Origin of the sequence: Comamonas sp. MYb396 (assembly GCF_037479555.1) — a bacterium.
In the GTDB taxonomy this organism is placed as follows: Bacteria; Pseudomonadota; Gammaproteobacteria; order Burkholderiales; family Burkholderiaceae_C; genus Comamonas.
In genome coordinates, this window is sequence record NZ_JBBGYU010000003.1 from 128,288 (window position 1) to 154,058 (window position 25,771).

Here is a 25,771-nt window from a genome sequence, read left to right on the forward strand (position 1 = left end):
CGCAGGCAAACAAGGGACGGATGGCGACTATCGCCAGCGGCAAGTGTAGAGCGCAGCCGCAAGCCCTGCTGGCAGACGGAATCTCTGCGCCCAGCAGCGCATCAGAAACCATAGCTAGGCGCAAAGCTGCCGCAAGCCCTCACCTCGGTTTTGGCGCCAGACAGCGGGCCATGCCCCTGGGTTTATCCGCAACGCATGTGCAGCGATACCCGGCAGATTGCACAACGAACGGGCAGGCTGGCTATCATGAGGGGTTTTGGATCTTGAAGCCCACATGCCACCACGCACCCCCACCGACCCTTCCGCTGCCATCGACTTGCACCATGAACTCGGCCTGTCCGAGGCGCAGCAGGACGACAGCCGCTACCTGGGCGCGCGGCTGGCACACAGTCGCATCGCCATCCGTGGCGCGCGCACGCACAACCTCAAGAACATCGACCTGGACATTCCGCGCCACCAGCTGGTGGTGATCACCGGCCTGTCCGGCTCGGGCAAGTCCAGCCTGGCCTTTGACACTTTGTATGCCGAAGGCCAGCGCCGCTATGTCGAGAGCCTCTCGGCCTATGCGCGCCAGTTTCTGGGCCGGCTGGACAAACCCGATGTCGACCTGATCGAGGGCCTGTCACCGGCTATCTCGATCGAGCAGAAGGCGACCAGCCACAACCCGCGCTCGACCGTGGGCACGGTCACCGAGATCCATGACTACCTGCGCCTGTTGTATGCCCGCGCAGGCACGCCGTTCTGCCCCGACCACAACCTGCCACTGGCGGCGCAGACCGTCAGCCAGATGGTCGACGCCGTGCTGGCCCTGCCCGAGGACACCAAGCTGATGATCCTGGCGCCAGTGGCACGCGGCAAGAAGGGCGAGTTCGTCGAGCTGTTTGCGCAGATGCAGGCGCTGGGCTATGTGCGCTTTCGGGTCGATGGCCAGATGTACGAGCACGAGACCCTGCCCGCACTGGCCAAGAACGAGAAACACGATGTCGATGTGGTCATCGACCGCGTCAAGGTGCGCGCCGGGCTGCAGCAGCGCCTGGCCGAAAGCATTGAGGCGGCACTGCGTGTGGGCGGCAACGAAGGCAATGGCCGCGTGCTGGCGCTGGAGATGGACACCGGCGAAGAGCATCTGTTCAGCAGCAAGTTCTCCTGCCCAGTCTGCAGCTATGCGCTGGCTGAGCTGGAGCCGCGCCTGTTCTCCTTCAACTCGCCCCAGGGCGCCTGCCCATCCTGCGATGGCCTGGGCCTGCACGAGGTGTTCGATGTCGAACGCGTGGTGGCTTTCCCCACGCTCAGCCTGGCCAGTGGCGCCATCAAGGGCTGGGACCGGCGCAATGGCTACTATTTTGCGATGCTCGAGAGCCTGGGCCGCCACTACAAGTTCGATATTGAGCAGCCTTTTGAGAGCCTGCCCGAGGCGGTGCGCCAGGTGGTGCTGTATGGCTCGGGCGACGAAGAGATTGCCTTCAAGTACGAGCTGGCCAGCGGTGAGAACGCGGGCAAGATGGTCACCAAGAAGCACCCGTTTGAAGGCATCCTGCCAAACATGACGCGGCGCTACCGCGAGACCGATTCGAGCATCGTGCGCGATGAGCTGGCCCGCTACCAAAGCGTGCAGCCCTGCCCCGACTGCCACGGCGCGCGCCTGCGCCGCGAGGCGCGCTTTGTGCGCGTGGGTGATGGCGACCAGGCCCGTGCGATCCAGGACATCAGCCAGGTCACCCTGAGCGAGGCCCACGCCTGGTTCAGCACCGTGCAGCTGACGGGTGCCAAGGCCGATATTGCCGCGCGGGTGATCCAGGAAATCAGCACGCGGCTGCAGTTCCTCAACGATGTGGGCCTGACCTACCTGAGCCTGGCGCGCAGCGCCGAGACGCTCTCGGGCGGTGAGGCGCAGCGCATTCGCCTGGCCTCGCAGATCGGCTCGGGCCTGACGGGCGTGATGTATGTGCTCGACGAGCCCTCGATCGGCCTGCACCAGCGCGACAACGACCGCCTGATCGCCACCTTGCAGCACCTGCGTGACATCGGCAACAGCGTGATCGTCGTCGAGCATGACGAGGACATGATGCGCGCGGCCGACCAGATCATCGACATGGGCCCGGGCGCCGGCGTGCACGGCGGCCAGATCATGGCCCAGGGCCGCTATGCCGACATCTGCGCCCACCCGCAGTCGCTCACCGGCCAGTACCTGAGCGGCCAGAAATCGATTGCCGTGCCCACGCGCCGCACGCCCTGGCTGCCGGTGCTGGCCAGCACCGTAGGGGCACCCGTAGGCAAGGCCGCCGCGGACAAGGGCGGTTCGCAGTTCCCCACCGTGCGCACCTCGCTGGAGAAAAAGCCCGGCGGCAAAGCCAGCAGCACCAGCAGTACCAAGGGCCGCAGCGTGCAGGAAGCGGCTGCCCCCGCCCCGGTGGACCCGCATGCGGTGCAAAGCCTGCGTCTCATCGGCGCCAGCGGCCACAACCTGCGCGATGTCACCGTCGATTTCCCCGTTGGCCTGTTCACCTGCGTGACCGGCGTCTCGGGCTCGGGCAAATCCACCCTGGTCAACGACACCTTGTATGCGGCCGCGGCCCACAAGATCAACCGCGCGCAGGGCGATGTCGCGCCCTACCAGGAGATCGAAGGCCTGGACTATTTCGACAAGGTCATCAATGTGGACCAAAGCCCGATTGGCCGCACGCCGCGCAGCAACCCGGCCACCTACACCGGCCTGTTCACGCCCATCCGCGAGCTGATGGCCGAGACCAACACCGCCAAGGAGCGCGGCTATGGCCCGGGGCGCTTCAGCTTCAACGTCGCCGGCGGCCGCTGCGAGGCCTGCCAGGGCGATGGCATGGTCAAGGTGGAGATGCATTTTCTGCCCGATGTCTATGTGCCCTGCGACATCTGCCAGGGCCAGCGCTACAACCGCGAAACCCTGCAGGTGCAGTGGAAGGGCCGCAATATTGCGCAGATCCTGGAGATGACGGTGGAAGACGCGCACGACTTCTTCCGCGATGTGCCCACCATTGCCCGCAAGCTGCAAACCCTGCTGGATGTGGGCCTGAGCTATATCCGCCTGGGCCAGAGCGCCACCACCCTATCGGGCGGCGAGGCCCAGCGCGTCAAGCTGGCGCAGGAGCTGTCCAAGCGCGACACCGGCCGCACGCTCTACATCCTCGATGAGCCGACCACCGGCCTGCACTTTGCCGATATCGACCTGCTGCTCAAGGTGCTGCACCAGCTGCGCGATGCGGGCAACACGATTGTCGTCATCGAACACAACCTCGACGTCATCAAGACGGCCGACTGGGTCATCGACATGGGGCCCGAAGGCGGCGCCGGCGGCGGTCAGCTGGTGGCCCAGGGCACGCCCGAGCAGGTCGCCGCCAACCCAGCCAGCCATACCGGACGCTATCTAGCGCCTTACCTCCAGCGCTGAGGCAGCTTGCCGCGCGTCAACGAACCAGTCCATCCCCACTGCAGCCATGCCAGCAAACCTGATTTTCCGCACCGCAACCCTGGCCGATCTGCCCGCCATCATTGCGCTGCTCGCCGATGATGCGCTGGGCCGCGAGCGCGAGGTGCTGGCCGACCCGCCCGATGCGCGCTATATCGCGGCCTTTGACGCGATCTGCGCCGATACCAACCAGCGCCTGGTGGTGGCCGAGCTGGACGGGCAAGTGGTGGGCACGCTGCAGCTGTCCTTTGTGCCCGGCCTGTCACACACGGGGGCCTGGCGCGGCCAGATCGAATCGGTGCGCATTGCGGCGCAGCTGCGCGGCGCCGGCGCGGGCCAGCAGATGCTGGAATGGGCCGTGGCGCAGTGCCACGCGCGGGGCTGCACGGTGGTGCAGCTGACCACCGACAAAAGCCGGGCCGATGCCCACCGCTTTTACGAAAAGCTGGGCTTTGTGCCCAGCCATCTGGGTTTCAAGCGCAAGCTTTAACTGCCCGAGGGCTCCAGCCGAATCAGCTTGCCATCAGGCCCATCGGTCAGCAGGTAGACCAGGCCATCGGCGCCCTGGCGCACATCGCGGATGCGCTCACCCAGCGATTCGTAGAGCCGCTTCTCGCCCGTCACCTTGCCGTCCTTGACCGCCAGCTGGGCAACGCTGCGCGACTTGAGGCCGCCCACCAGCAGGCTGCCCTTCCAGGCCGGGCCATAGCGGTCGCTCGTGACAAAGGCCATGCCCGAGGGCGCAATGCTGGGCACCCAGTAGTGCAAGGGCTGCTCCATGCCGGCCTTTTGCGTGCCTTCGCCGATCTTGCCGCCGCCGTATTCCTCGCCATAGGTGATCACCGGCCAGCCATAGTTCTTGCCGGGCTGGGGCCGGTTGATCTCGTCGCCGCCCTGCGGGCCATGCTCGTGCTGCCACAGGCTGCCATCGGCGGCGACGGCCAGGCCCTGGCTGTTGCGGTGGCCGTAGCTGTAAATCTCGGGCAACGCATCCTGGCGGCCCACATAGGGGTTGTCCTTGGGAACGCTGCCATCCTTGGCAATGCGCACCAGCTTGCCATGGTGGTTGTTCAGGGTCTGCGCATCGTCGCGCTGCGAAAAGCGGTCCCCCAGGCTGAGGAACAGGTTGCCATCGGGCGTCTGGGCGATGCGGCAGCCAAAGTGGGCATTGCTCCTGGCCTTGGGGCGCTGGCTGAACAGGACTTTGACGTCTTCCAGTTGGCGCTCATTGGCCGCAACACGCGCCGTGGCCAGTGCCGTGCTGTTGGTGCCCGCCTGGGGCCCGGCTTCGCTGAAGCAAAAATAGATGCGGCGGTTGCTGGCGAACTGGCTGTCGGCCACCACATCGAGCAGGCCGCCCTGGCCGGCATCGACCACCTTGGGCACGCCTTGCAGCTCGGACTGCTTGCGGCCATCGGCATCGAGCAGCCAGAGCTTGCCGCCGCGCTCAGTCAGCAAAAAGCGCTTGTCCGGCAAGGGCGCGATGGCCCAGGGGTTGAGGTAGCCGCTGCCCACGACTGTCGGCTTGGGCAGCGCGGGCGCCGCCGTCTGCGCTTGCACAGTGCTGGCGGCGCAGATGGCCAGCAGCCCGCTGGCGCCCAGCGCCCATGAATAAAAACCCTTGCGTGCTTGTTTCTGTCTCATGTTTGCCCTTTGCGAAGTGCCTCTGACCTTACCATGCTGACCATGGAAACCCCCAACAGTTCCCCTTCGGCCTCCCCTAGCGCATCCGCTTCTGCCGCCGCCAGCCTGGCAGTCTGGGATTTTGTCGTCATCGGCGCCGGCATGGCCGGCAGCGCCACCGCCTGGCACCTGGCTGCCAGCGCCCAGGTGCTGGTGCTGGAGCAGGAATCGCAGCCCGGCTACCACACCACCGGCCGCTCGGCCGCGCTGTTTGAGGAGCACTATGGCCCCACCCAGGTGCAGGCGCTTACCCGCGCCAGCCGCCAGTTTTACGAGCAGCCGCCTGCCGACTTTGCCGAACATGCGCTGGTCAGCCCCCGGGGCGTACTGTATGTGGCAACGCCCGCGCAGTTGCCCGCGCTGCAAGCCGCCTACGACGAGGCACGCCAGCACTCGCCCGGCGCGCGCTGGCTGGACAGGGCTGAACTGAAGGCCTTTTTGCCGGCCTTGAACACCGAGGTGCTCGAAGCCGGATTTACCGACGATGGCGCCCGCGATATCGATGTGCATGCGCTGCACCAGGGCTTTTTGAAGGGCATGCGCCGGCGCGGTGGTCAGCTGTGGAACGACGCCCAGGTGCAGGGCCTGCACTGGGATGCCAGCGCCGGCCACTGGCAGATCGGCCTGGCCGATGGCCGCCAGCTGCTGGCGCGCCATGTCGTCAATGCCGCCGGCGCCTGGGCCGATGAGCTGGGCCAGATGGCTGGAGCAGCTGCCATTGGCCTCACGCCCAAACGCCGCAGCGCCTTCACCTTTGCGATGCCCGAAGGCATGGATGGCCAGCACTGGCCGGCCGTCATCGATATTGGTGAGCAGTGGTACTTCAAGCCCGATGCCGGCCAGCTGCTGGGCTCGCCCGCCAATGCCGATGCCACCCACCCGCATGATGTGCAGCCCGAGATGCTGGACATTGCCGAGGGCATTGACCGCATCATGCAGGCCAGCCATTTCGATATCCGCCGCCCCAGCCACAGCTGGGCAGGCCTGCGCTCCTTTGTCGCCGATGGCGAGATGGTGATCGGCTGGGATGGCCAGGCGCCGCAGTTTCTGTGGGTGGCGGCGCAAGGCGGCTACGGCATCCAGAGCGCCTATGGTTACGGCCTGCTGGCGCGCAACCTGGCCTTGCAGGAGCCGCTGGACCCGGCGCTGGCCAGCCAGGGTGTGCAGCCTGAAGCACTGTCGCCCACGCGCCATTTGCGCTGAATAGCGCAGTGCCAGCACGCAGCTGCGCTTGCTGGCACACTGCTGGAAAACCTTGAATAACATCCGGCGCTGCGCACACCAGCGCCTCCAGCCATGTCCGCTTCCAGCTCCCCCGTCCCCTTTCGCCCTACGGACCTCGCCTTGGCGCTGGTCGTGGTGGTGGTCTGGGGCATCAACTTTGTCATCATGAAATGGGGCCTGCAAAGCCTGACCCCGTTCGAGCTGGGCGCCCTGCGCTACCTCTGCGCGGCCTTTCCGCTGGTGCTGTTCATCAAGCCGCCGCGCGTGCACTGGCGCTGGGTGGTGCTGTTTGGCCTGCTGCAGGGCGTGGGCCAGTTCGGCTTCTTGTTCACCGCGCTCAAGGTGGGCATGACGGCATCGCTCGCCAGCGTGGTGCTGCAGACCCAGGTGTTTCTCACCGCGGTCTGGACCTGGGTACTGCTGCGCGAGCGGCCCGGCCGCCCGTTGGTGGCCGGCATGGGCATTGCCGCGCTCGGTCTGGCCTGCCTGCTGATCAATGAGCTGCGCAGCAATGGCGCTGGTGGCACCACCTTGGCCGGCCTGCTGCTGGTGCTGTGCGCGGCCACATCCTGGGCCTGCTCCAACGTGGTGGTGCGCCTGGCGCAAAAGGAAAACGCCCGCTACGACCCGGTGAGCTTTATTGCCTGGAGCAGCCTGATGCCGATTCTGCCCTTCATCGGGCTGAGCGCCGCACTGGACGAGGGCAGCGTCGGCAAGTGGCTGCAGGCAGAGACCTGGCAGCAGATTCCCGGGCTGGCCTGGATGTCGATCGCCTACCTGGGCTGGGTGGCCACCATCGTCGGCTATGGGCTGTGGACCAGGCTGATCCAGCGCTACTCCGCCAACCGGGTGGCGCCCTTTAGCCTCTGCGTGCCGGTCATTGGCCTGACCACCGGCATGCTGGTGCTGGGCGAGACGGTGACCGGCTGGCAGTGGGCCGGCGCGGTGTTTGTCGTGCTGGCGCTGGTGGTCGTGGTCTGGGGCGGCCGCTGGCTGCAGGCGGCGCGGCGCTAAGCTGCGCCCAACGAGACCGCACTCAGCGGTCCTCGATCTTCGCGGTCTCGACGATCTGCTGGTACTTGGCCACCTGGGCCTTCAAGAAGGCGCCCATGTCCTGGCCGGGCGCGGCCACCACATTGCCACTGGCTTCGAGCTTGGCGCGAAAGCTGGGCGACTGCAGCATGTCATCGATGGCCGCACGCAAGGCCTTTTGCACCTGCGGGGGCAGCTTGGCCGGGCCCATCAGCGCAAACCAGCTGTTGATATCGACCCTCGCAAACGCCGAGGTCTCGGCCAAGGCGGGGATATCGGGCGTGACGCTGGAGCGCTTGGCCTCGGTCGTGCCCAGCGCCACCACCTTGCCGGCGCGGATATGCGGCAGGCCCGAGGACAGCACAAACACGCCAAAATCCAGGCTGCCGCCCAAGAGGTCATTGGTCAGTGGTGCCACGCCCTTGTAGGGCACATGGGTCATCGCCACATCGCCGGCCTGCTGCACCATCTCGCCAGCAATGTGCAGTGCCGTGCCCACGCCCGAGCTGCCATAGCTGTACTTGCCCGGGTTCTGGCGCAGCAGGCTGAGGAACTCCTGCGTGTTCTTGACGCCGCTGGCCTGCGAGGCAACCAGCACCATGGGCTGGGTCGCCACCAGGCTGATGGGCGTGAAATCCTCGAACACCCGGTACTTGATGGCCTTGTTGATCAGCGGCGCAATCGCCATCTCATTGTTGGCCGACAGCAGCAGGGTGTAGCCGTCGGCCGCCGCCCGGGCCACCTTTTGCGCGCCGATGGCGCCACCGGCACCACCCAGGTTCTCGATCACCACCGGTTGCTTGAGCCGCTGCGCCAGCTCGGTGCCGACCATGCGGCCGACTGCATCGGTGCTGCCGCCGGGCGGGTAGGCAATCACCAAGGTGATGGCCTTGTTCGGGTAATGCGCAGCCGCTTGCGCGCCTGCCGCCATGCTGGCCGCCAGCGCCAGCAGACCCAGGCTGGCCATCCGGCGCGGGCGAGAGAAAAGCATAGGGAGCATCGGAAGTCCTTGTGGCGGTGGAAAAGGCGTCAGAAGAAAAGCGGCAGGCGCATTGTGTCTTGGCCCAAGAAGCCCCCGCACCATTCCGGAAAAAGAAGCAGGGTCCGTGCCAGCGTGCAGCACGGACCCTGTCGTTCTTGGCGTGGAGGCCGCTCAGTCCACGGCGTTCAGCAGATCGCGGGTCTGGATCGCAGCGGCGCGCGCCGCGCTGGCAAAGTCTTCACCGCTGCTCGCATACAAAATGGCGCGCGAGGAGTTGATGATGATCGGGCCGCCGCCAATGCGGGCCGCCTTGACGGTGGCCACCGCATCGCCGCCCTGCGCACCGACGCCGGGAATCAGCAGCGGCAGGTGGGGGGCGACGGCGCGCACGCGCTCGATCTCTTGCGGGCGGGTGGCACCGACGACCAAGCCCAGCTGGCCATTGGTGTTCCAGGGGCCCTGGGCCAGGCGCGCCACATGCTCGAACATCTGCGGCTGGCCGGGCACATCGGCCAGGGTCTGGGCCTGCAGGTCGTCCCCACCGGGGTTGGAGGTGCGGCACAGCAGGAAGGCGCCCTTGCCCTCGTACTTCAGGTAGGGCGTGATGGAGTCAAAGCCCATGAAGGGCGACAAGGTCACCGCGTCCGCCCCATAGCGCTCAAAGGCTTCCTTGGCGTACTGCTCGGCGGTCGAGCCGATGTCGCCGCGCTTGGCATCGAGAATCACCGGCACCTGGGGCGCCACGCGGCGCATATGGGCCATCAGCTTTTCCAGCTGGTCCTCGGCGCGGTGCGCTGCAAAGTAGGCGATCTGCGGCTTGAAGCTGTTGACCAGGTCATGGGTGGCATCGACGATGGCTGCGCAAAAATCATAGATCTTGCTGGCATCGCCGCGCATCGTGGCGGGAAAACGGCTGGGTTCCGGATCCAGGCCCACGCACAGCATGGAGTTGTTTTGGGTGGCTGCGGCGCGCAGCTGGTCGATAAAAGGCATGGGCGCTATTGTAAAAGCTGGCCGTGCCAGGGCCTTCGCAGAGCTGACTGCGTCGCACGGGGATTGCAGGCACAATCGCGCCCCATGCCTACCCTGTCGAGACAACAACTGGTGATCCTGTGCCTGCTGACCCTGGTCTGGGGGCTGAACTGGCCGGTGATGAAGACGGGGGTGCTGCACTTCCCGCCGCTGAGCTTTCGCGCGCTGTCGATGCTGATCGGCCTGCCGCTGCTGGCGCTGGGCCTGCTGGTGCTCAAGGTGCCGTTCCGGCTGGAGCGCCGCTACTGGGGGCCGCTCGTGGTGCTGGGCTTTTTCAACATGGTGATGTGGCACACGCTGATCATCGTGGCGATTCCGCTGCTGCCCAGCGGCCGGGCAGCCATTCTGGGCTATACCATGCCTATTTTTTCAGCAGCACTGGGCGCGCTGTTCTTCAGCGACCGGCTGCCACCGCGCGCCTGGCTGGGCGTGGCCGCTGCCGCTGGCGGCGTATTGCTGCTGCTGTGGAACGAGATGGACAAGCTGGGCGGCAAGCCTACCGGCGTGGCGCTGATGCTGCTGGCAGCGGCCAGCTGGGCGTTGGGCACCCAGCTGCTGCGCCGCACCCGCATCCCGGCGCCCACCTTGACCCTGGCCTTCTGGATGACCGTGATGACCACCGGCTGCCTGTGCCTGCTGGCCACGCTGCTGGAGCGCCCGCGCTGGCATGCGCCTGACCCCGTCGCCTGGGGCACCATCCTGTTCAATGCAGTGCTGGTGATCGGCTTTGCCCAGGTGGCCTGGTTCTTTCTGGTGCGCACCCTGCCGCCGCTGGCGTCCACTTTGAGCGTGATGCTGATCCCCGTGCTGGGCGTCTTCAGCGGCGCCTGGTGGCTGGGCGAGATCCTGCACTGGCAGGACTGGACGGCGGTGGCCTTGATGGTGCTGGCCATCGCCTCGGTGCTCTGGCCCAGCCGGGCGCGCCGCTGAGCCTGCACGAGGCGAGGCCAGGCTGCGGGTATCAGCGGCCTGCGGACTGCGTGGGCGAGGCCAGGCTGTCGTTGTCCATCGTCAGATAGACCAGCACCAGCAGCAGGGTGATAAAGAAGCGGAAGGCATCGGGCACACCATTCCACGCTTTGGACATCCACATGCCAAACCACTCACCGCCCACCGACATAAAGCCCACCTGCCAGGTGAGAAAGCCCAGGGTCAGCCCGGCAATCGCCCATTTTTTGGCAGCACGAAAACCGGCCGCATCGGCATGGCGGGCGCGCAAGAGCTGGCTGCCGCCGACCCAGCACAGCAGCGCCGTCAGCGTCTCCAGCGCAATGATGCCGGCATAGCCCAGGTGGTGGATCCATTCCGCATCGATGGCGCGGTAGAGGATGCCGTTGCCTGGGAAGGTGGTGTCCATCAGGAACACATGGTGCACAAAGGCAAAGTTGGTGGCGTAGTCGGTGATATTGCCAAAAGCCACCAAGGTGGCAAAGAAAGCCATGGCCAGCACCAGGGCGGACTTGGACAGACGAATCATCATTCGAAGCTCCAGACGTGAGAGTGTGAGAGAGGGATAGGAAAAGACAGACGGATGCCGTGGCGCCGAACAGCAAGGCTCGGCACCTGATCCATCAAAAGTGTGCCAACGCGGAGTTGGCGGGGAGGTGTGCAAAAAGCACGCAGGCGCGCAGATCGGGACTGGAAAACCTGAAGTCGGCAGCGGGTCTGGGAAACACGCAGGCCAACCGGATCGAATGTCGCGCCAGGAGGGAGGCTGGATTCTGCCAGCCCGCTGTGGAGGCTGTCAACGCTGACCGATCCGGCCATAAAAAAACGCACGGCCCCAAGGGGAGTGCGTTCTTGGTTCCAACCGGGCTGCGGCCCGGTGGTTGATCAGCGAGGCGCGTTCAGCAGACGGGTCACATCGCGGTCATTGGGCAAGGCATAGTCATAGCCCGACAGGATGCGGCTGTCTTCGGTACGCACCAGCTTGAGGCTGACGTAGGTGAAGTTGGCAGCGGGCGAGAAGGTGCCGACCAGCACCATCGAGGCGTTCTGGCTGCGGGCAATGTCACGCATCTCGCGCGACAGCAGCAGCTCGCCGGTGCCTTCACGCACATACAGATCGGTGCGCAGCTTGACTTCCTTGACGTGGAAGCCCCGGGCGGCCATCTGGTTGGCGTAGATCTCGGACAAGGTGCGGCCCAGTGGCGACGAGGCGCCCATGTTGTTCACATTGACCACGGTGGCCACCAGCACAGGGCCGGTACCGGTCGACTGGGGAGCGACCGAGGCGGTCAGCTTGTTGATCGCATCCTGGCTGTTGGCCAGGAAGACGCTGGCGTCGGCAGCCTGGTAGGTCGGCTCGCTGCGCACCGTGCTCACGGGCTGGGCAGGATCCATCCAGCTGGCGCAACCGGCCAGCACAGCGGCAGAGGCCACAGCGGCCAGGGTGGTCAGACGCTGCATCATTTGCCCACCACCTTCATGTTGACAGCGCGGTAGGCTTCGGTCTTGGCGAACTGGCCGACGGTGGCGTTGTCAACATAGTAGACATTGGACTTGCGCGCGACATACTGACCCTGGCGCAGCACCGTGGTGGTCAGCAGCACTTCGGAGTACGCAGGGGCACCTGCGATGGTGGCGGCCTGGTAGTCGGTGCCGATGGTCGGGCTCACGCCGGCGACGACCTGGCCGTTGTCGCCCTCATAGGCCCAGTTGCCCGCTTGCTGCAGGTTGTGGTGCACGACCTTGGCGTCGTAGCTCACTTCGAGCTGCTGGCCGGGGGTGGTGTAGACCGATGCGCCGTGCTGCACCAGCTTGGTCACGACCAGGTCGTGGAACACGCTGTCAAAGGCGCTGGCGTTCTGTGGCAGGGCCACATACAAAGGCGTCTTGGCGTTCAGACCATTGCGCTCCAGGGTGGCCAGCGTGTCGGCCACCACGTCGCTGGCCATCAGGTCCCAGTGACCCGCAGCGCGCACCTTCATCTGGGTTGGTTGTGCATAGTTGGCGCCGTATGGAACGGGCGCCTCTACCGCGCAACCCGTCAACGCAAGCACGGCGCTTGCCAGCGCCGCCGCTCCGATGGTCTTTTTCAAAGCCATGTTTCCCTCCTCGGAATTAGATAGCCGACGGGCCAACACCCGCCCAGGCTTGCATCCATTGTTGTAGATGTGGTGCTACCAAGACAAGTGAAACGATCCAAAGTGCGAGCAGAGCCACGCATTTTGTTGTTTTTGCTCACACTTTAGAAACGCCATTTGCCCACTGAATAAGCTCAGCCTGCCGCGCGTTTTTGCAGAATCTCGAAAGCTGGCAAGGTCTTGCCTTCCAATACTTCCAAAAAGGCACCGCCGCCGGTGGAGATATAACCAATCTTGTCCTCGATGCCGTACTTGGCAATGGCGGCCAGGGTATCGCCACCGCCGGCAATGCTGAAGGCGGGCGACTGGGCAATGGCCTGGGCCAGGGTTTCTGTGCCATGTGCAAACGCATCGAACTCGAACACGCCCACCGGGCCGTTCCAGACGATGGTGCCGGCCTTCTTGAGCTGCTCGGCCAGGCGGGCGGCCGTCTCGGGGCCGATATCGAGGATCAGGTCGTCATCGGCCACGTCGGTGGCGCGCTTGATGATGGCCTCGGCGTCAGCCGCAAAGGTCTTGGCCACCACGACATCGGTCGGAATCGGCACATCGGCGCCGCGTGCGGCCATGGCATCGATCACGGCCTTGGCGTCACCCACCAGGTCGGCCTCGGCCAGCGATTTGCCGATGTTCAGGCCTGCCGCCAGCATGAAGGTGTTGGCAATGCCGCCACCGACGATCAGCTGGTCCACCTTGCTGGACAGCGCCTGCAGGATGGTCAGCTTGGTCGAGACCTTGGAGCCCGCGACAATGGCGACCAGCGGGCGCGCCGGCGCGGCCAGTGCCTTGGTGATGGCATCGATCTCGGCCGACAGCAGCGGGCCGGCACAGGCGATCTTGGCGTACTCGGCAATGCCGTAGGTCGTGCCTTCGGCGCGATGGGCCGTGCCAAAGGCGTCGTTCACGTAGATATCGCACAGCTGGGCGAGCTTTTGCGCCAGCGCCGGCAGGTTCTTCTTCTCGCCGACATTGCTGCGGCAGTTCTCCAGCATCACGACCTGGCCGGGGGCCACGGTGACGCCGTCAACCCAGTCAGCGATCAGCGGCACCTCGCGGCCCAGCAGCTGCGCCAGGCGCTGGGCCACCGGGGCGAGCGAGTCCTCAGGCTTGAACGCGCCCTCGGTGGGGCGGCCCAGGTGGCTGGTCACCATCACGGCAGCGCCGGCCTTCAGCGCCATCTCGATCGCAGGCACCGACGCACGCACGCGCGTGTCTTCGGTGATCTCGCCGGCATCGTTGAGCGGCACATTCAGGTCGGAGCGGATAAAAACGCGTTGGCCTTGCACCTTGCCTTGGGCACACAGGTCGGAGAAACGAAGGATGTTCATGGGAATGGCTACCAAAGAGTCTAGAAACTGGGGCGCGCGCCATGCAGGGGCCTGCGCATGGCCGCCATTGTAGAGGCCTGCCCAGCCCGCCCCAAGCAGCGGGTCGCGCTTGCGTCTCTCAGCCCTGGCTTACCAGCCCAGGCCGATATGCAGCGGCAGGTAGACCGCCATGCCCACCACAATCGTGCCCAGGATGCCGCGCTTTTTGAAGTAATAGATGGTCGCGCAGATCACCGCCGGAATGCGGGCATCGAGCAAGGTGTCGGTCAGCTCGCCCTTGACCATCAACAGCTCGGGCGCAATGACGGCCATCAAGGCGGCCAGCGGCGCGTATTTGAGGCCGCGCTTGAGCCAGTCGGGCAAGGGCAGCTCGTTCTTCGGGATCATGAAGAACGCGCGGGTGACCACGGTGATGACGGTCAGGCCCACGATGGCGGTGAGCTGGTAGAGCAGATCCCAGTCGTCCTGGCTCATCGCACATGCTCCTCACGCACGGGCACGGCCGTGGTGCCATCGTCGGGCTGCTCGGGCCCGGGCGATGGCAGCGGTTTGTTCTTGGCCACCACCACTATCTTGGGCTTGCGCCCGCGCTGGTCCACCGCCTCGACCAAAAGTCCGATGGTCACCGCACAGGCAATCGCCACCAGAATATTGAGCTTGAGCGGAATGCCGTAGGCCGCAATCGCCGCCGTCGCGGCCACCAGCGCCGCCACCTTGGTGGCGCGGTCGATCAGCATCGAATAGAGCACGCCCAGCAGCGCCAGCACGCCGGCAAAGCCCAGGCCCCATTCCAGCGGCACCACATTGGCCAGCAAGATGCCGGCAATCGAAAAGCCCTGCCAGGTTACAAAGTTGAGCGACGAGGCGCCCCAGAAGTAGTAGACCTGCTGGGGCTTGGCCACCGGCGCGGTGTAGCGGCGCATAAAGGCGACAAAGATCACATCACCGCTGAAGTAACCAATGCAGAGCCGGTGCCACAGCGGCAGATGGGCAAAATAGCTGCGCCACATGCTCGACAGAATGACAAAGCGCAGGTTCACGCAGGCGGCGGTGAACCAGACCACCCACATCGGCGAGCCCATCGCCATCAGCGGCAGCACGGCCAGCTGGGCGCTGCCGGCATAGACCACCAGCGACATGAAGATGGCCATCGGCGCGGAGATACCCGCCTTGACCATGGCCACACCGGTGACCAGCGCCCATGCGGCAATGCCCACGGCCGTGCCCGACATGTCGACCACGCCGGCACGGAAACTGGGGTGGTCGATGGCGCGGCGCCGGTGGTGCAGGCTCATGGAGCCGCCACGGAGAGCCTGTCGTCACCCAACACCTGGCCGGGTTGCAGCGCATGGCCGCGCAGAAAATCTGCCGCCTGCAAGCGCTTGCCACCGGGCCGCTGCAGTTCGCTGATGCGCAAGGCACCTTCGCCGCAAGCCACCTCAATGCCCTGGCCATCGGCCGCCAGCACCTGGCCGGGAACGGCATCGGCGGGCGCATGCCGCTCGGGCTGTGCTGCCCAAATCTTGACCACCTCATCACCGACGCGGGTCGAAGCAGCCGGGAAGGGGTTGAAGGCGCGCACACGGCGGTCAATCTGCTCGGCGCTCAGCGTCCAGTCGATGGTGCTTTCGGCCTTTTCGATCTTGTGCGCGTAGGTGATGCCTTCTGCCGGTTGCGGCTCGCGCTGCAAGCGGCCCTCGGCGCTCAAGGCCAGTGCCTGCACCAGCATGCGGCCGCCCAGCGCTGCCAGCTTGTCGTGCAGGCTGGCGGTGGTGTCATCGGCGGCAATGTCCAGCGCTTCGACCAGGCACATGTCGCCGGTATCGAGGCCCGCATCCATCTGCATGATGGTGACGCCGGTCTGGGCATCGCCCGCCTCGATCGCGCGGTGGATGGGTGCGGCGCCGCGCCAGCGCGGCAGCAGGCTGGCGTGGATGTTGAGGCAGCCCTTGGCGGGCAAGTGCAGCACCCATTGCGGCAGGATCAGGCCGTAGGCGGCGACGACCATCACATCGGGCTGGGCCGCCAGCAGCGCCGCGCGTGCAGCAGCCGCTTCTTGCGGGTATTTGCCATCGAGCCGCAGGCTGAGCGGCTGGCTGACGGCAATGCCGTGCGCCAGCGCGCATTGTTTGACGGGGGAGGCCTGCAGCTTCATACCGCGGCCGGCGGGCCGGTCCGGCTGGGTCAGCACCAGCGGCACCTCGTGACCGGCGGCCAGCAACTGCTCGAGAGCCACACGGGCAAATTCCGGCGTGCCGGCAAAAACTACTTTCATGTCTTTTTTTAGGTAAGAGGCCAGTTGCGATCAGGCCACGCTGACCGGCTGTCAATCGCGCTGGCGGGGCTCGGGCAAAGGCTCATCCATGAACATCAGCTTTTGCACCACACCTTGCGGATCGATGTGCACATGCGCGAATCGCTTGATGCCATTGTCCCAGAATCGGTAGGTCCAGACCTGTCCCGTGAAGCTCCAGACCGACGTGATTTCCATCGGCGGGCCAAAATCCTGCAGCAGCTGCTGCTCGCTGAACTGGCCCATCGGGATGGCGCCGAAGTTATCGGCCGTCAGCACCTGGGTGGTCGTCTGCAGTTGGCCATCGGCGCCAAAGCGCAGCTGGTAGGCCTCGCGCCCCATCGGCTGGGTGGTGTAGAGCCAGCGCTCAGCTCCGCCGTCGAGCTTCTTGACGGTATTGGCAGGGCCGAGCTTGCTCAGCACCTCCTGCTGCGGGGTGCCGGGCTTGAACTGGGTGGGATAGGCACAGCCCGCCAGGGCGGCGCACAGGATGAGCAGCGCCATCGCGCCCCACGCGCGGCCGGGCAGCCAGCTCCGTGAAGATCGCGCCGTGCCCATATCAGCCCTTGGCGTCGGCCAGCTCGCGCTTTTGCTGCTTGACCAGCTTGGACTTGATGCGGTTGCGCTTGAGGGGCGAGAGGTACTCGACAAACACCTTGCCCAGCAGGTGGTCCATTTCATGCTGGATGCAGATGGCCAGCAGGCCTTCGGCGTCGATCTCGCGGCTGTTGCCGTTCTCGTCGAGTGCCCGGATCTTGACCGCCACCGAGCGCTCAACGCCGTCGTAAATGCCGGGCACGGACAGGCAGCCTTCGTCGCCGACCTGCTTTTCATCGCTGGCCCAGAGGATTTCCGGGTTGATGATGGTCATGGGCTCGTTGCGCTCTTCAGAGACGTCGATCACCACCACGCGCTCGTGCACGTCGATCTGCGTGGCTGCCAGGCCGATACCGCTGGCGTCGTACATGGTGGCCAGCATGTCCTGGACCAAAGTACGGATGCGGTCATCGACCACGGCCACGGGCTTGGCGACCTTGTGCAGACGGGGATCGGGGTAGCAGAGAATCGGGAGGATAGACATAGTTTTCGCTCTTGAATGTCGTTATTTTCGCCACTTTTGCGCTTCAATGCCCAGATGGCTTGCAATAATCATTGATCGATCAAGGGCTTGGCCCGAGAATCAGAGGCAATTACAAACATTGACAGCAGGCCCACTGTGGCCTGCCAGCGACTGAGAGGGAGTCACCCGGCCATGCGAGCATCCACCACGCCCCTGTTCCACCAGCTGCGCAGCAGCGCCGTTGCAGTCGCCTGCATGGCCTGCGCCGGCATGAGTGCCTGGGCCGCCACCCCGGCCGCGCAGTTGCCGGTCACCGCGCAGCAGCGCAGCACCGCCCAGCAAGTGGCGGCGCAGGGCATCCCCGAGGCCGACCTGGTCGCCAATGCGCCTGAGAGCTACGTGGTCAAGCGGGGCGATACGCTGTGGGATATCTCGCGCATCTACCTGCAGCAGCCCTGGCGCTGGCCGGCGCTGTGGGGCATGAACCTGCAGGCCATCGCCAACCCGCACCTGATCTACCCCGGCCAGACCCTGTACCTGGAGCGCCGCAATGGCATGGCACGCCTGGTCACCTCGCGCTCGGGTGAGGACGAAGTCATCCGCATCTCGCCGCGCGTGCGCAGCGAGAGCCTCTCGGGCACCGCGCTGCCTGCCGTCAACCAGCGCCTCATCGAGGCCTTCCTGGTCGAGCCCGAAGTGCTGGCCGCCGGCGAGAGCGAAAAAGCCCCGCGTCTGGTCGGTGCCGCGCAAGAGCGTGCCCTGCTGTCGCCCGGCGACCGCGTCTATGGCCGCTCGGCCGACCAGTCGCTGGAGACGGGCCAGGAGCGCCAGTACTACCGCGTGTTCCGCAATGCCGTGCCGATGGTCGACCCCGAAAACAACGCCGTGCTGGGCTATGAAGCCCAGTACCTGGGCAAGGTCCAGGTGATGGCCGGTGAGCGCAAGGAGACGACGCTCGATGCCAAGGGCCATGCCCACACCGACCCGGTGCCCGCATCGCTGGACATCACGTCGGTGAAGGAAGAAATCCGCATCGGCGACAAGCTGCTGCCGATGCCGCGCGCCAATGTCACCAGCTATGTGCCGCATGCGCCCGACGAGCACCTGCAAGGCAGCGTCGTGTCCATCTATGGCAGCAACAGCGTGGCCTATGCCTCGCGCAACAACGTGATCGCCATCAACCGGGGCCAGGCCGACGGCGTCGAGCTCGGCCATGTCTTCCGCCTGATGACGCGCGGCGCGCGCATCAAGGACAAGACCGACAGCGACCAGACCGTCATCAAGCTGCCCAACGAGGCCAATGGCCTGGCCATGGTGTTCCGCACGTTCGACAAGGTGTCCTACGCGCTGATTCTGGAAGCCAAGGAAGGCGTGAAGGTGGGCGACTCGCTGATCTCGCCCGACTACCGCCCCTGATACGGGTAACCGGGAAGGCGGCTCTTGCCCATGACTGAACAAGAGCTGCATGACTGGTTGCGCTTGAGCGCCACGCCCGGCCTGGGCAATACCGCCATCCGGCGGCTGCTCGCGCGCTTTGGGCTGCCCGCTGACGTGCTGGCCCAGACCAGCGCCGCGCTGGAGAGCTGCATCACGCCCGCGCAAGCCCGGGCGCTGCACCACCCCAGCCCCGAGCTGCAAGCGCTGCAGGCGGCCACCTGGGCCTGGCTGACCAGCGCGCCCGCCCCTTTGCAGCGCCATGTGCTGACCCTGGGCGATGCCGATTACCCGGCGTCCTTGCTGGAAACCGCCGACCCGCCGGTGCTGCTCTACATCACCGGCCATGCACGCTGGTTTGGCGCGCAAGGGCTGGCCTGGCCGCACCGGGCGCTGGCGCTGGTCGGCAGCCGCAACCCCACGCCCCAGGGCGAGCTCAATGCCCGCGCTTTTGCGCAGACCCTCGCGCGCCAGGGCGTGACCGTCATCTCCGGCCTGGCGCTGGGCATTGACGCCGCCGCCCATGCGGGCGCGCTGGAGGCCGCAACGGCGACGCAGCCCGCCACCATTGCCGTGATCGGCACCGGCATCGACCGGGTCTACCCCCGGGCCAACCACCCATTGGCCGCGCAGATTGCCGAGCAGGGCTGGATCATCAGCGAATACCACCTGGGCACGCCCCCGCTGGCGCAGAACTTTCCCAAGCGCAACCGGCTGATTGCCGGCCTGGCCTGCGGCACCTTGGTGGTCGAGGCCGCGACCGCCTCCGGCTCCCTGGTCACCGCCCGCCTGGCCAGCGAGCAGGGGCGCGAGGTCTTCGCCATCCCCGGCTCCATCCATGCGCCGCAAAGCAAAGGCTGCCATGCGCTGATCCGCCAGGGCGCCAAGCTGGTGGAATCGGTGGAAGATATTCTGGAAGAGCTGCCGGCGCTGGGCGGTGCAGCCGCGCGGGCGCCAGCTGCAGAACCTGCCCCAGCGGCCGCGCCTGGCGCAACGGCCAGCAACGACAAGAATGACCAGGGTTTGCTCCAAGCGCTGGGCTTTGACCCGGTCGATCTGGACAGCCTGTGCAGCCGCACCGGCATCGATATCGCCAGCCTGCAGATCCAGTTGCTGGAGCTCGAACTCCAAGGCCAGGTAGCGCGCCTGCCGGGCGGCTTGTTCCAGCGCCTGGCGGCAGGCTAGATCCAGCAGCCTTACTGCAGGAGCCGCTCGGGGTTGGCCTCGATCTTGGCCAGCGCATCGCGCGCGGCGCGCGCGGTGATGCCTTCGGCATCGCGCGGCAGCAACAGGCCGGCCTGCAGGTAGTGGCCCATGCGCCGCATCTGGAAGAGAAAGCACGAGCCACTCAGCGCCGCAAACAGATGCAGCTGCTTGTGCTGGCTGTGCCAGACATACTGCACCTGCAGCGGGCTGGCATTGTGGTCCAGCAGGAACCAGTTGCCGAGCGACAGGTTTTTCGCCCACTCCAGCACTTCGGGCTGTACCAGCGCACCATCATCGGCAATCACCTGGATGCTGCTGGTGTCGATGCCCAGCATCAGCTCGATGCTCTCGGCGCTGAGCGGGTACTCCTCGGTCACCACCTCATCAAGGGCATCTTCCAGATGGGCCAGGCGCTCAGCCAGCGCAATGATGCGCTCCTGCGGGATCTCATTGGTCTTGGCCAGGAAGGCCTCGGCCACGATGTCCATCAGGCTCTTGATCATCTCGTCCTGGCGCTCACCGACGATGTTCGACAAGGTCAAACCCTGGCGCAGCACGGTTTGCAACAGCGGCAACTGGCGGATCACCTTGGCGCGCTCTTCCTTGCTGGGCTTGGCCGACGCCGACCAGACCAGGTCCAGCGCGGCTTTCTTGAATTTTTGCGTGTTCTCGTGCTCGGCGCCAAAGCGGATGGCCGACATGGCCAGCACATCGGACCACTGCTTGAACAGGAACTCGCGCACATCGCTGTCCACCGGCATCTCCAGCAGCATGTCGCGCAGCTGGATCGTGTACTGGATGGCCAGCGTTTCCTTTTGCTCGATCTGCTGGGCCAGGCTCACCAGCTCGCGCGCGGTGGCAGTCTGGCCGGTCAGGTTCTTTTCGAGGAATTTCTGGAATTCCTTGAGCACCAGCTGGAACACGCGGCTGCCGGTGTCCGGGTACTGCTCGATGACCTGCACCACCCGCTTGACCTCGGCCTCCAAGGTCGTGCCATTGAGCGCAGCGGCCTCAAAGCCCAGCACGCAGGCGCCCATGCGGTCGATCAGCTGGCGCGCGGGGTGCTCGGTGTCGTTGAAGAACGCCGGCTCGGCCAGCGCCACGCGCAGCACCGGCACCTGCAGGCGTGCAAACCAGATGCGGATACCGGCCGGGATGCGGTCTTCGTTCAGGATGCTCTGGAACATCAAGGCGATGATCTCGATGATCGCCTTTTCCTCGTCGGACGAGGCCACGCTCTTGAGTGCCGACGATTGCTGGCGCACCGCCAGTGCCACCGGCGCCACCACCTGTCCGGGGTCAAAATCGTCATCGGCCGGCGCGGTATGGAACCAGGCCGACTGGATCGCCGTGGGCGGCGAGACCAGCGCATGCTGCAGCGCTGGAGAGATCACATAGCCGCCAGCGTCTCCCAGGGAGGCGCGCACCGAGGTCGGCCCGCCATTGGAGCGGCTGCCGGCGACATTCTGCAAAAAGCCCCGCAGCTGCGCCAATACGCCCTGGCTCTTCTGGCGGGCTGCACCCATGGCCACCCAACCGGGGGCACCGGCGCCGCCAGCTGGCATCAGGCCCGAAGGCATGCTGGCCGCACCCGAGGCCGCGCCTGCGGCCCCTTGCGCTGCAGCCATGCCGCCCGCCTGCTGGGCGGCAGCGGCTGCCGCAGCAGCTGCCGCCGGTGCATGGCGCTCGCTTTCAGTGCGTTTGATGCGGTAGCTGCGCAGCTCGTCTTCGCTGGCCGCGCCTTGCTCGTCATAGAAGCGCCGCACCGCCGTGTAGCCGCTGATGCCCAGGGGCGCCAGCGCTTCGAGCATCGGCGTCCAGAGCAGGTCCAGCGTCTTGCGGCTGAGGCCCGCGGCTTCCCAGGCTTCGATCAGCCGCAGGCACCAGGTCTCGGGGCGCAGCGCGTCAGCTGGGCCCAGCTCCTGGTCTTCCAGAAACTGGGTCACGCGGCGCACGCTGTCCAGCTCCAGCGCCACCAGCTCCAGCAGCTGGGCTGCCAGGCGCGAGGCGATGATGCGGCCTTCGATGGCCTCGTTGCTGACCAGCTCGAAGCTGGTGATGGTGGGGGGCGCTGCCACCGGCTCGGGGGCCGGCTCGCCCGCCAGCAGGCTTTGGCGCAGCAGCCTGTTGGCGCTGTCCAGCCAGGCTTGCTGGCGGCTGTCAAACTCGGTAATGGCAGCCGACAGCGCGACATGCGAGCGGGCGGGATCGGTACTGGGCCGCGCCATGATCTGGAGCAGCTCGGCGCGCAAGCGCGCTGCCACCCCGGGCAGACCCACGCACAAGCCCCCGACAAATCTCAGCCGCGCTTCACGGGCGAGCTTTTTTTGCCAGGTGCGATGGTGCGAAGGTGCAACAGCCACAGAAATCCCATCCCTTATCGGTCTGCTTTATACCGTAGCCCCGGCATTGGGGTCGTTCGGGTCCAGGTCCTTTTGGCTGACCTTGACCAGGTCTTCGCGCTTGACGCCCAGCCACATGGCGATGGCCGCAGCGACGAACACCGACGAGTAGATACCAAAAAGAATACCAATGGTCAGCGCCAACGCAAAGTAATGCAAGCTGGCACCGCCAAAAAGAAACATCGACAGCACCATCGCCTCGGTGGAGGCGTGGGTAATGATGGTCCGGCTCATCGTCGAGGTGATCGCGTGGTCGATCACTTCGGGCGTGCTGAGCTTGCGGAACTTGCGGAATGCCTCGCGGATCCGGTCAAAGATCACCACCGACTCATTGACCGAGTAGCCCAGCACCGCCAGCACACCGGCGAGCACGGCCAGCGAGAACTCCCACTGGAAGAAGGCGAAAAAGCCCAGGATGATCACCACGTCATGCAAGTTGGCGACGGCCGCAGCCACACCGAACTTCCACTCGAAGCGCATGGCCAGGTAGATCACGATGCCCAGCACCACGGCGCCCAGCGCCATCAGGCCGCCATGCACCAGCTCCTCACCGACCGAGGGGCCGACGAACTCGCTGCGCAGCAAGGTCACCCCGGGATCGGCCGCCTTGAGCGCGCCCATGACCTTCTCGCCCTGCTGGGCCGTGGTCACGCCTTTTTCGATCGGCAGGCGGATCATCACGCGGTCAGCGCTGCCCACGTTCTGCACCAGGATGTCCTGGTAGCCGAGCGAGGCGACCTGTTCGCGGATCTTGCCCACGTCCGCTGGCTGCTCGTAAGCCACCTGCATGACGGTGCCGCCGGTGAATTCCACCGACAGGTGCAGGCCACGGGTGGTCAGGAAGAACACCGCCAGCACAAAGGTGATGACCGAAATCGCGTTGAGCACCAACGCGTATTTCATGAAAGGGATGTCTTTTTTGATACGGAAGAATTCCATGGTCTTCCTCCTTAACGTTTAGCAGATGCCACGGAGCGGTGGTCTTCGCCCTCGGGCTTCCAGACCTGACCGATCGACACGCTCTTGAGCTTCTTGCGGCGGCCATACCAGAGGTTGACCAGGCCACGCGAGAAGAACACGGCCGAGAACATGCTGGTCAGAATGCCGATGCAGTGCACCACGGCAAAGCCGCGCACCGGGCCCGAGCCAAAGGCCAGCAGCGCCAGACCCACGATCAAGGTGGTGACGTTGGAGTCCAAGATGGTGTGCCAGGCATGTTCATAACCGGCATGGATGGCCGCCTGCGGCGACGCACCGGCGCGCAATTCTTCGCGCACCCGTTCATTGATCAGCACGTTCGAGTCAATGGCCACACCGATGGCCAGTGCCATGGCGGCAATGCCCGGCAGGGTCAGGGTGGCCTGCAGCATCGACAGGATGGCCAGCAGCAGCAAGACGTTCACGCCCAGCGCAATGGTCGAGACCACGCCAAAGATCATGTAGTAGATGCACATGAAGACGGCAATCGCGATGAAGCCGCCCACAATGCTCTTGATACCGGCTTCCACGTTCTCTTTGCCCATGCTCGGGCCGATCGTGTATTCCTCGATGATTTCCATCGGCGCAGCCAGCGAGCCGGCGCGCAACAGCAGCGAGGTATCGCTGGCTTCCTTGGTGCTCATGCTGCCCGAGATCTGCACGCGGCCGCCACCGATTTCGGAGCGGATCACCGGCGCGGTCACGACCTGGCCCTTGCCCTTTTCAAACAGCAAGATGGCCATGCGCTTGCCAATGTTCTCGCTGGTGACCTGCTTGAAGATGTTCGCGCCCTTGCCGTCCAGCGTCAGGTTCACGGTCGCTTCATGGGTCTGGCTGTCAAAGCCGGGCTGCGCGTCGTTCAGGTTTTCGCCGGTCAGGATGACCTGCTTTTTCACGACAATCGACTGGCCATGCGGGTCGCTGTACTTTTCAGAGCCAAAAGGCACGGGGCCGGTGCCCATTTCGGCAGCGCGCGCGTCCGAGCTGTCGTCGACCATGCGCACTTCCAGGGTCGCGGTACGGCCCAGGATGTCCTTGGCCTGCGCGGGATCCTGCACGCCGGGCAACTGCACGACGATGCGGTCGGAGCCTTGCTGCTGGATCACCGGCTCGGCAACGCCCAGCTCATTGATACGGTTGTGCAAGGTGGTGATGTTCTGCTTGAGCGCTTGCTCTTGCACGCTGCGCAGCGATTCAGGCTTGATGTTGGCGCGCACCACATAGGCGCCGCCCGTGCTGACCACGTTGGCCTGCAGGTCGGGCATGGTGTCCACAATCAGGTTGCGCACCGTCGTGGCCGTGGCCTCGTCTTGCAGGCGCACTTCGAGCGACTGGCCTTCGCGGTTCACACCGCCGTGGCGAATCTTCTTGTCGCGCAGCGCCAGACGCACATCGCTGGTCAGCGCTTCGGTGCGCTTGGTCAGCGCCGCCTGCATGTCCACCTGCAAGGTGAAGTGCACGCCACCGCGCAAGTCCAGACCCAGGTACATGGGCTTGGCATGCAAGGCGGTGAGCCAGGCGGGTGAGCGGGAGATCAGGTTCAGCGCCACCACATAGGAGGGGTCGCTGGTGTCAGGGATCAGTGCGCGCTCGAGCACGCCCTTGGCCTTGAGCTGCTCGTCTTCCTTGTCGAAGCGGGCACGGATCGAGCCGTTCTCCAGCGCGATGCTCAGCGGCTTGACGTCGGCATCGGCCAGCACCGTCTCCACGCGCTGCTGCAATGCAGAATCGACCGTAACAGTCGCCTTGACCGAGGCGACCTGGACTGCAGGCGCCTCACCAAAAAAGTTGGGCAGGGTGTATACAACCCCTACCAGAAGCGCGATCACAATGATCGCGTACTTCCAGACCGGATAACGGTTCATGATCGCGCTCTTACCTTACGCAAAATAGAAGGCGCAGCCATGCTGCGCCAATTGCTGTTTCAACGATGGATTACTTCAGCGTACCCTTGGGCAGCACCTGCACCACAGCACCACGCTGCAGTTGCACGACGACGCCCTGGGCCAACTCTACTTGCAGGAACTGTTCGTCCAGGCCCACCACGCGGCCCACCAGGCCACCGTTGGTCGCCACTTCGTCGCCCTTGACCAGCGCGTCGATCATCGCACGGGCTTCCTTTTGGCGCTTCATCTGAGGACGGATCATCAGGAAATACAGCACCACAAACATCAGCACCAAAGGCAGCATGCTGGTGAGGGTGGAGGTCATGCCGCCGGAGGCAGCAGCAGCCGGTGCGGTCTGGGCAAAAGCAGAAGAGATAAACAAATGAAGCTCCCAACGTGGATGCAGGCCTTGCCTGGATGACCAAAACCAAGGCCCAAAGAGAAGCATTGTATGCGTGCCCCTCTGCGAACACCCAGGCAATACCTTGGATGCCTCTGGTTTTTCCGGTTGTTTTCATGGAATTAAGCAGTTTTCATGCCAGTGCATTGGTAGAAGCCACTATGGCGAACACAGCCGAGCCGATGGTATTTACGTGCCAAAATGCCTGGCCCACCCTGTGGGAGCCCCGCCCGATATGACAAATTTGTCACACCACCCACCCCGGCAGGCTGACAAAAAAGCCGCCAGGCACGGTGTCCTGGC

Annotated in this window: 23 protein-coding genes; 7 read left to right on the forward strand and 16 right to left on the reverse strand. The window is 65.2% G+C overall.

Annotated features, from left to right (window positions below; genetic code table 11):
* Window positions 1-274 precede the first annotated feature (274 nt).
* Together uvrA and WH265_RS08410 are read left to right on the forward strand one after the other, a co-directional pair.
* Complete coding sequence (gene uvrA, locus WH265_RS08405) at window positions 275-3,424, forward strand: excinuclease ABC subunit UvrA (RefSeq protein WP_339557953.1); 3,150 nt, start codon at window positions 275-277, stop codon at window positions 3,422-3,424.
* A gap of 46 nt (window positions 3,425-3,470) precedes the next feature.
* Complete coding sequence (locus WH265_RS08410) at window positions 3,471-3,932, forward strand: GNAT family N-acetyltransferase (protein ID WP_339557954.1); 462 nt, start codon at window positions 3,471-3,473, stop codon at window positions 3,930-3,932.
* On the opposite strand, the gene WH265_RS08415 is transcribed toward WH265_RS08410, so the two are convergent.
* On the reverse strand, window positions 3,929-5,086 hold the full coding sequence (locus tag WH265_RS08415) for a PQQ-dependent sugar dehydrogenase (protein ID WP_339557955.1): 1,158 nt from the start codon (window positions 5,084-5,086) through the stop codon (window positions 3,929-3,931). The two genes, WH265_RS08410 and WH265_RS08415, sit on opposite strands and share 4 nt — an antisense overlap.
* Before the next feature lie 42 nt (window positions 5,087-5,128).
* Here WH265_RS08415 and WH265_RS08420 point away from each other — a divergent pair, with 42 nt between their 5' ends.
* Both WH265_RS08420 and WH265_RS08425 read left to right on the forward strand, forming a co-directional pair.
* The gene (locus WH265_RS08420; RefSeq protein WP_445228501.1) at window positions 5,129-6,328 is read left to right on the forward strand and encodes an NAD(P)/FAD-dependent oxidoreductase; all 1,200 of its coding nucleotides are present in this window, start codon (window positions 5,129-5,131) and stop codon (window positions 6,326-6,328) included.
* Between the two features lie 93 nt (window positions 6,329-6,421).
* A complete protein-coding gene (locus WH265_RS08425; protein ID WP_339535472.1) occupies window positions 6,422-7,363 on the forward strand; it encodes an EamA family transporter in 942 nt (313 codons plus the stop codon).
* Between the two features lie 22 nt (window positions 7,364-7,385).
* Here the strand turns inward: WH265_RS08425 and WH265_RS08430 are convergent, their stop codons facing one another.
* On the reverse strand, window positions 7,386-8,381 hold the full coding sequence (locus WH265_RS08430) for a Bug family tripartite tricarboxylate transporter substrate binding protein (RefSeq protein WP_445228502.1): 996 nt from the start codon (window positions 8,379-8,381) through the stop codon (window positions 7,386-7,388).
* Window positions 8,382-8,534: 153 nt separating this feature from the next.
* Entirely contained in the window at window positions 8,535-9,356 is an 822-nt protein-coding gene (pyrF, locus tag WH265_RS08435) for an orotidine-5'-phosphate decarboxylase (RefSeq protein ID WP_339557956.1), read from the reverse strand.
* A gap of 84 nt (window positions 9,357-9,440) precedes the next feature.
* Between pyrF and WH265_RS08440 the strand changes: the two genes are divergently transcribed.
* Window positions 9,441-10,325, forward strand: a complete 885-nt coding sequence (locus WH265_RS08440) for a DMT family transporter (protein WP_339516057.1) — start codon at window positions 9,441-9,443, stop codon at window positions 10,323-10,325.
* A gap of 31 nt (window positions 10,326-10,356) precedes the next feature.
* On the opposite strand, the gene WH265_RS08445 is transcribed toward WH265_RS08440, so the two are convergent.
* The 9 genes from WH265_RS08445 to def form a co-directional block, all read right to left on the reverse strand.
* The gene (locus WH265_RS08445) at window positions 10,357-10,875 is read right to left on the reverse strand and encodes a DUF2165 family protein (RefSeq protein WP_339557957.1); all 519 of its coding nucleotides are present in this window, start codon (window positions 10,873-10,875) and stop codon (window positions 10,357-10,359) included.
* Window positions 10,876-11,228: 353 nt separating this feature from the next.
* Window positions 11,229-11,807: a FlgO family outer membrane protein gene (locus WH265_RS08450; RefSeq protein WP_021027001.1), complete on the reverse strand. Its 579-nt coding sequence runs from the start codon at window positions 11,805-11,807 to the stop codon at window positions 11,229-11,231.
* On the reverse strand, window positions 11,804-12,442 hold the full coding sequence (locus tag WH265_RS08455; RefSeq protein ID WP_021027000.1) for a hypothetical protein: 639 nt from the start codon (window positions 12,440-12,442) through the stop codon (window positions 11,804-11,806). The genes WH265_RS08450 and WH265_RS08455 overlap by 4 nt, the downstream gene beginning before the upstream one ends.
* Before the next feature lie 173 nt (window positions 12,443-12,615).
* Window positions 12,616-13,809: a phosphoglycerate kinase gene (locus WH265_RS08460; protein WP_339557958.1), complete on the reverse strand. Its 1,194-nt coding sequence runs from the start codon at window positions 13,807-13,809 to the stop codon at window positions 12,616-12,618.
* 129 nt (window positions 13,810-13,938) lie between these two features.
* Window positions 13,939-14,283 carry an AzlD domain-containing protein gene (locus WH265_RS08465; RefSeq protein ID WP_021026998.1) on the reverse strand — a complete coding sequence of 115 codons (345 nt, stop codon included), beginning with the start codon at window positions 14,281-14,283 and terminating at the stop codon, window positions 13,939-13,941.
* On the reverse strand, window positions 14,280-15,104 hold the full coding sequence (locus tag WH265_RS08470; protein WP_021026997.1) for an AzlC family ABC transporter permease: 825 nt from the start codon (window positions 15,102-15,104) through the stop codon (window positions 14,280-14,282). Before WH265_RS08470 ends, WH265_RS08465 begins: the two co-directional genes overlap by 4 nt.
* On the reverse strand, window positions 15,101-16,084 hold the full coding sequence (fmt, locus tag WH265_RS08475; protein ID WP_339557959.1) for a methionyl-tRNA formyltransferase: 984 nt from the start codon (window positions 16,082-16,084) through the stop codon (window positions 15,101-15,103). The genes WH265_RS08470 and fmt overlap by 4 nt, the downstream gene beginning before the upstream one ends.
* Before the next feature lie 51 nt (window positions 16,085-16,135).
* A complete protein-coding gene (locus WH265_RS08480; protein WP_339557960.1) occupies window positions 16,136-16,606 on the reverse strand; it encodes a hypothetical protein in 471 nt (156 codons plus the stop codon).
* Window positions 16,607-16,661: 55 nt separating this feature from the next.
* Entirely contained in the window at window positions 16,662-17,183 is a 522-nt protein-coding gene (gene def / locus WH265_RS08485; protein WP_021026994.1) for a peptide deformylase, read from the reverse strand.
* Window positions 17,184-17,354: 171 nt separating this feature from the next.
* On the opposite strand from def, the gene WH265_RS08490 reads away from it, so the two are divergent.
* Window positions 17,355-18,578 carry a LysM peptidoglycan-binding domain-containing protein gene (locus WH265_RS08490; protein ID WP_339557961.1) on the forward strand — a complete coding sequence of 408 codons (1,224 nt, stop codon included), beginning with the start codon at window positions 17,355-17,357 and terminating at the stop codon, window positions 18,576-18,578.
* A gap of 30 nt (window positions 18,579-18,608) precedes the next feature.
* Entirely contained in the window at window positions 18,609-19,781 is a 1,173-nt protein-coding gene (gene dprA / locus WH265_RS08495; protein WP_339557962.1) for a DNA-processing protein DprA, read from the forward strand.
* An 11-nt stretch (window positions 19,782-19,792) separates the two neighbouring features.
* Here the strand turns inward: dprA and WH265_RS08500 are convergent, their stop codons facing one another.
* The 4 genes from WH265_RS08500 to yajC all read right to left on the reverse strand — a co-directional run bounded on the left by WH265_RS08500 (window position 19,793) and on the right by yajC (window position 25,450).
* Window positions 19,793-22,165: a DUF1631 family protein gene (locus tag WH265_RS08500; RefSeq protein ID WP_339516045.1), complete on the reverse strand. Its 2,373-nt coding sequence runs from the start codon at window positions 22,163-22,165 to the stop codon at window positions 19,793-19,795.
* A gap of 27 nt (window positions 22,166-22,192) precedes the next feature.
* Complete coding sequence (gene secF, locus WH265_RS08505; protein ID WP_312986838.1) at window positions 22,193-23,143, reverse strand: protein translocase subunit SecF; 951 nt, start codon at window positions 23,141-23,143, stop codon at window positions 22,193-22,195.
* Window positions 23,144-23,154: 11 nt separating this feature from the next.
* Window positions 23,155-25,047: a protein translocase subunit SecD gene (secD, locus tag WH265_RS08510; RefSeq protein WP_339557963.1), complete on the reverse strand. Its 1,893-nt coding sequence runs from the start codon at window positions 25,045-25,047 to the stop codon at window positions 23,155-23,157.
* Window positions 25,048-25,117: 70 nt separating this feature from the next.
* Window positions 25,118-25,450 (reverse strand): preprotein translocase subunit YajC, encoded by a 333-nt coding sequence (yajC, locus tag WH265_RS08515; protein ID WP_021026469.1) that lies wholly within the window; start codon window positions 25,448-25,450, stop codon window positions 25,118-25,120.
* Between the last annotated feature and the right edge of the window lie 321 nt (window positions 25,451-25,771).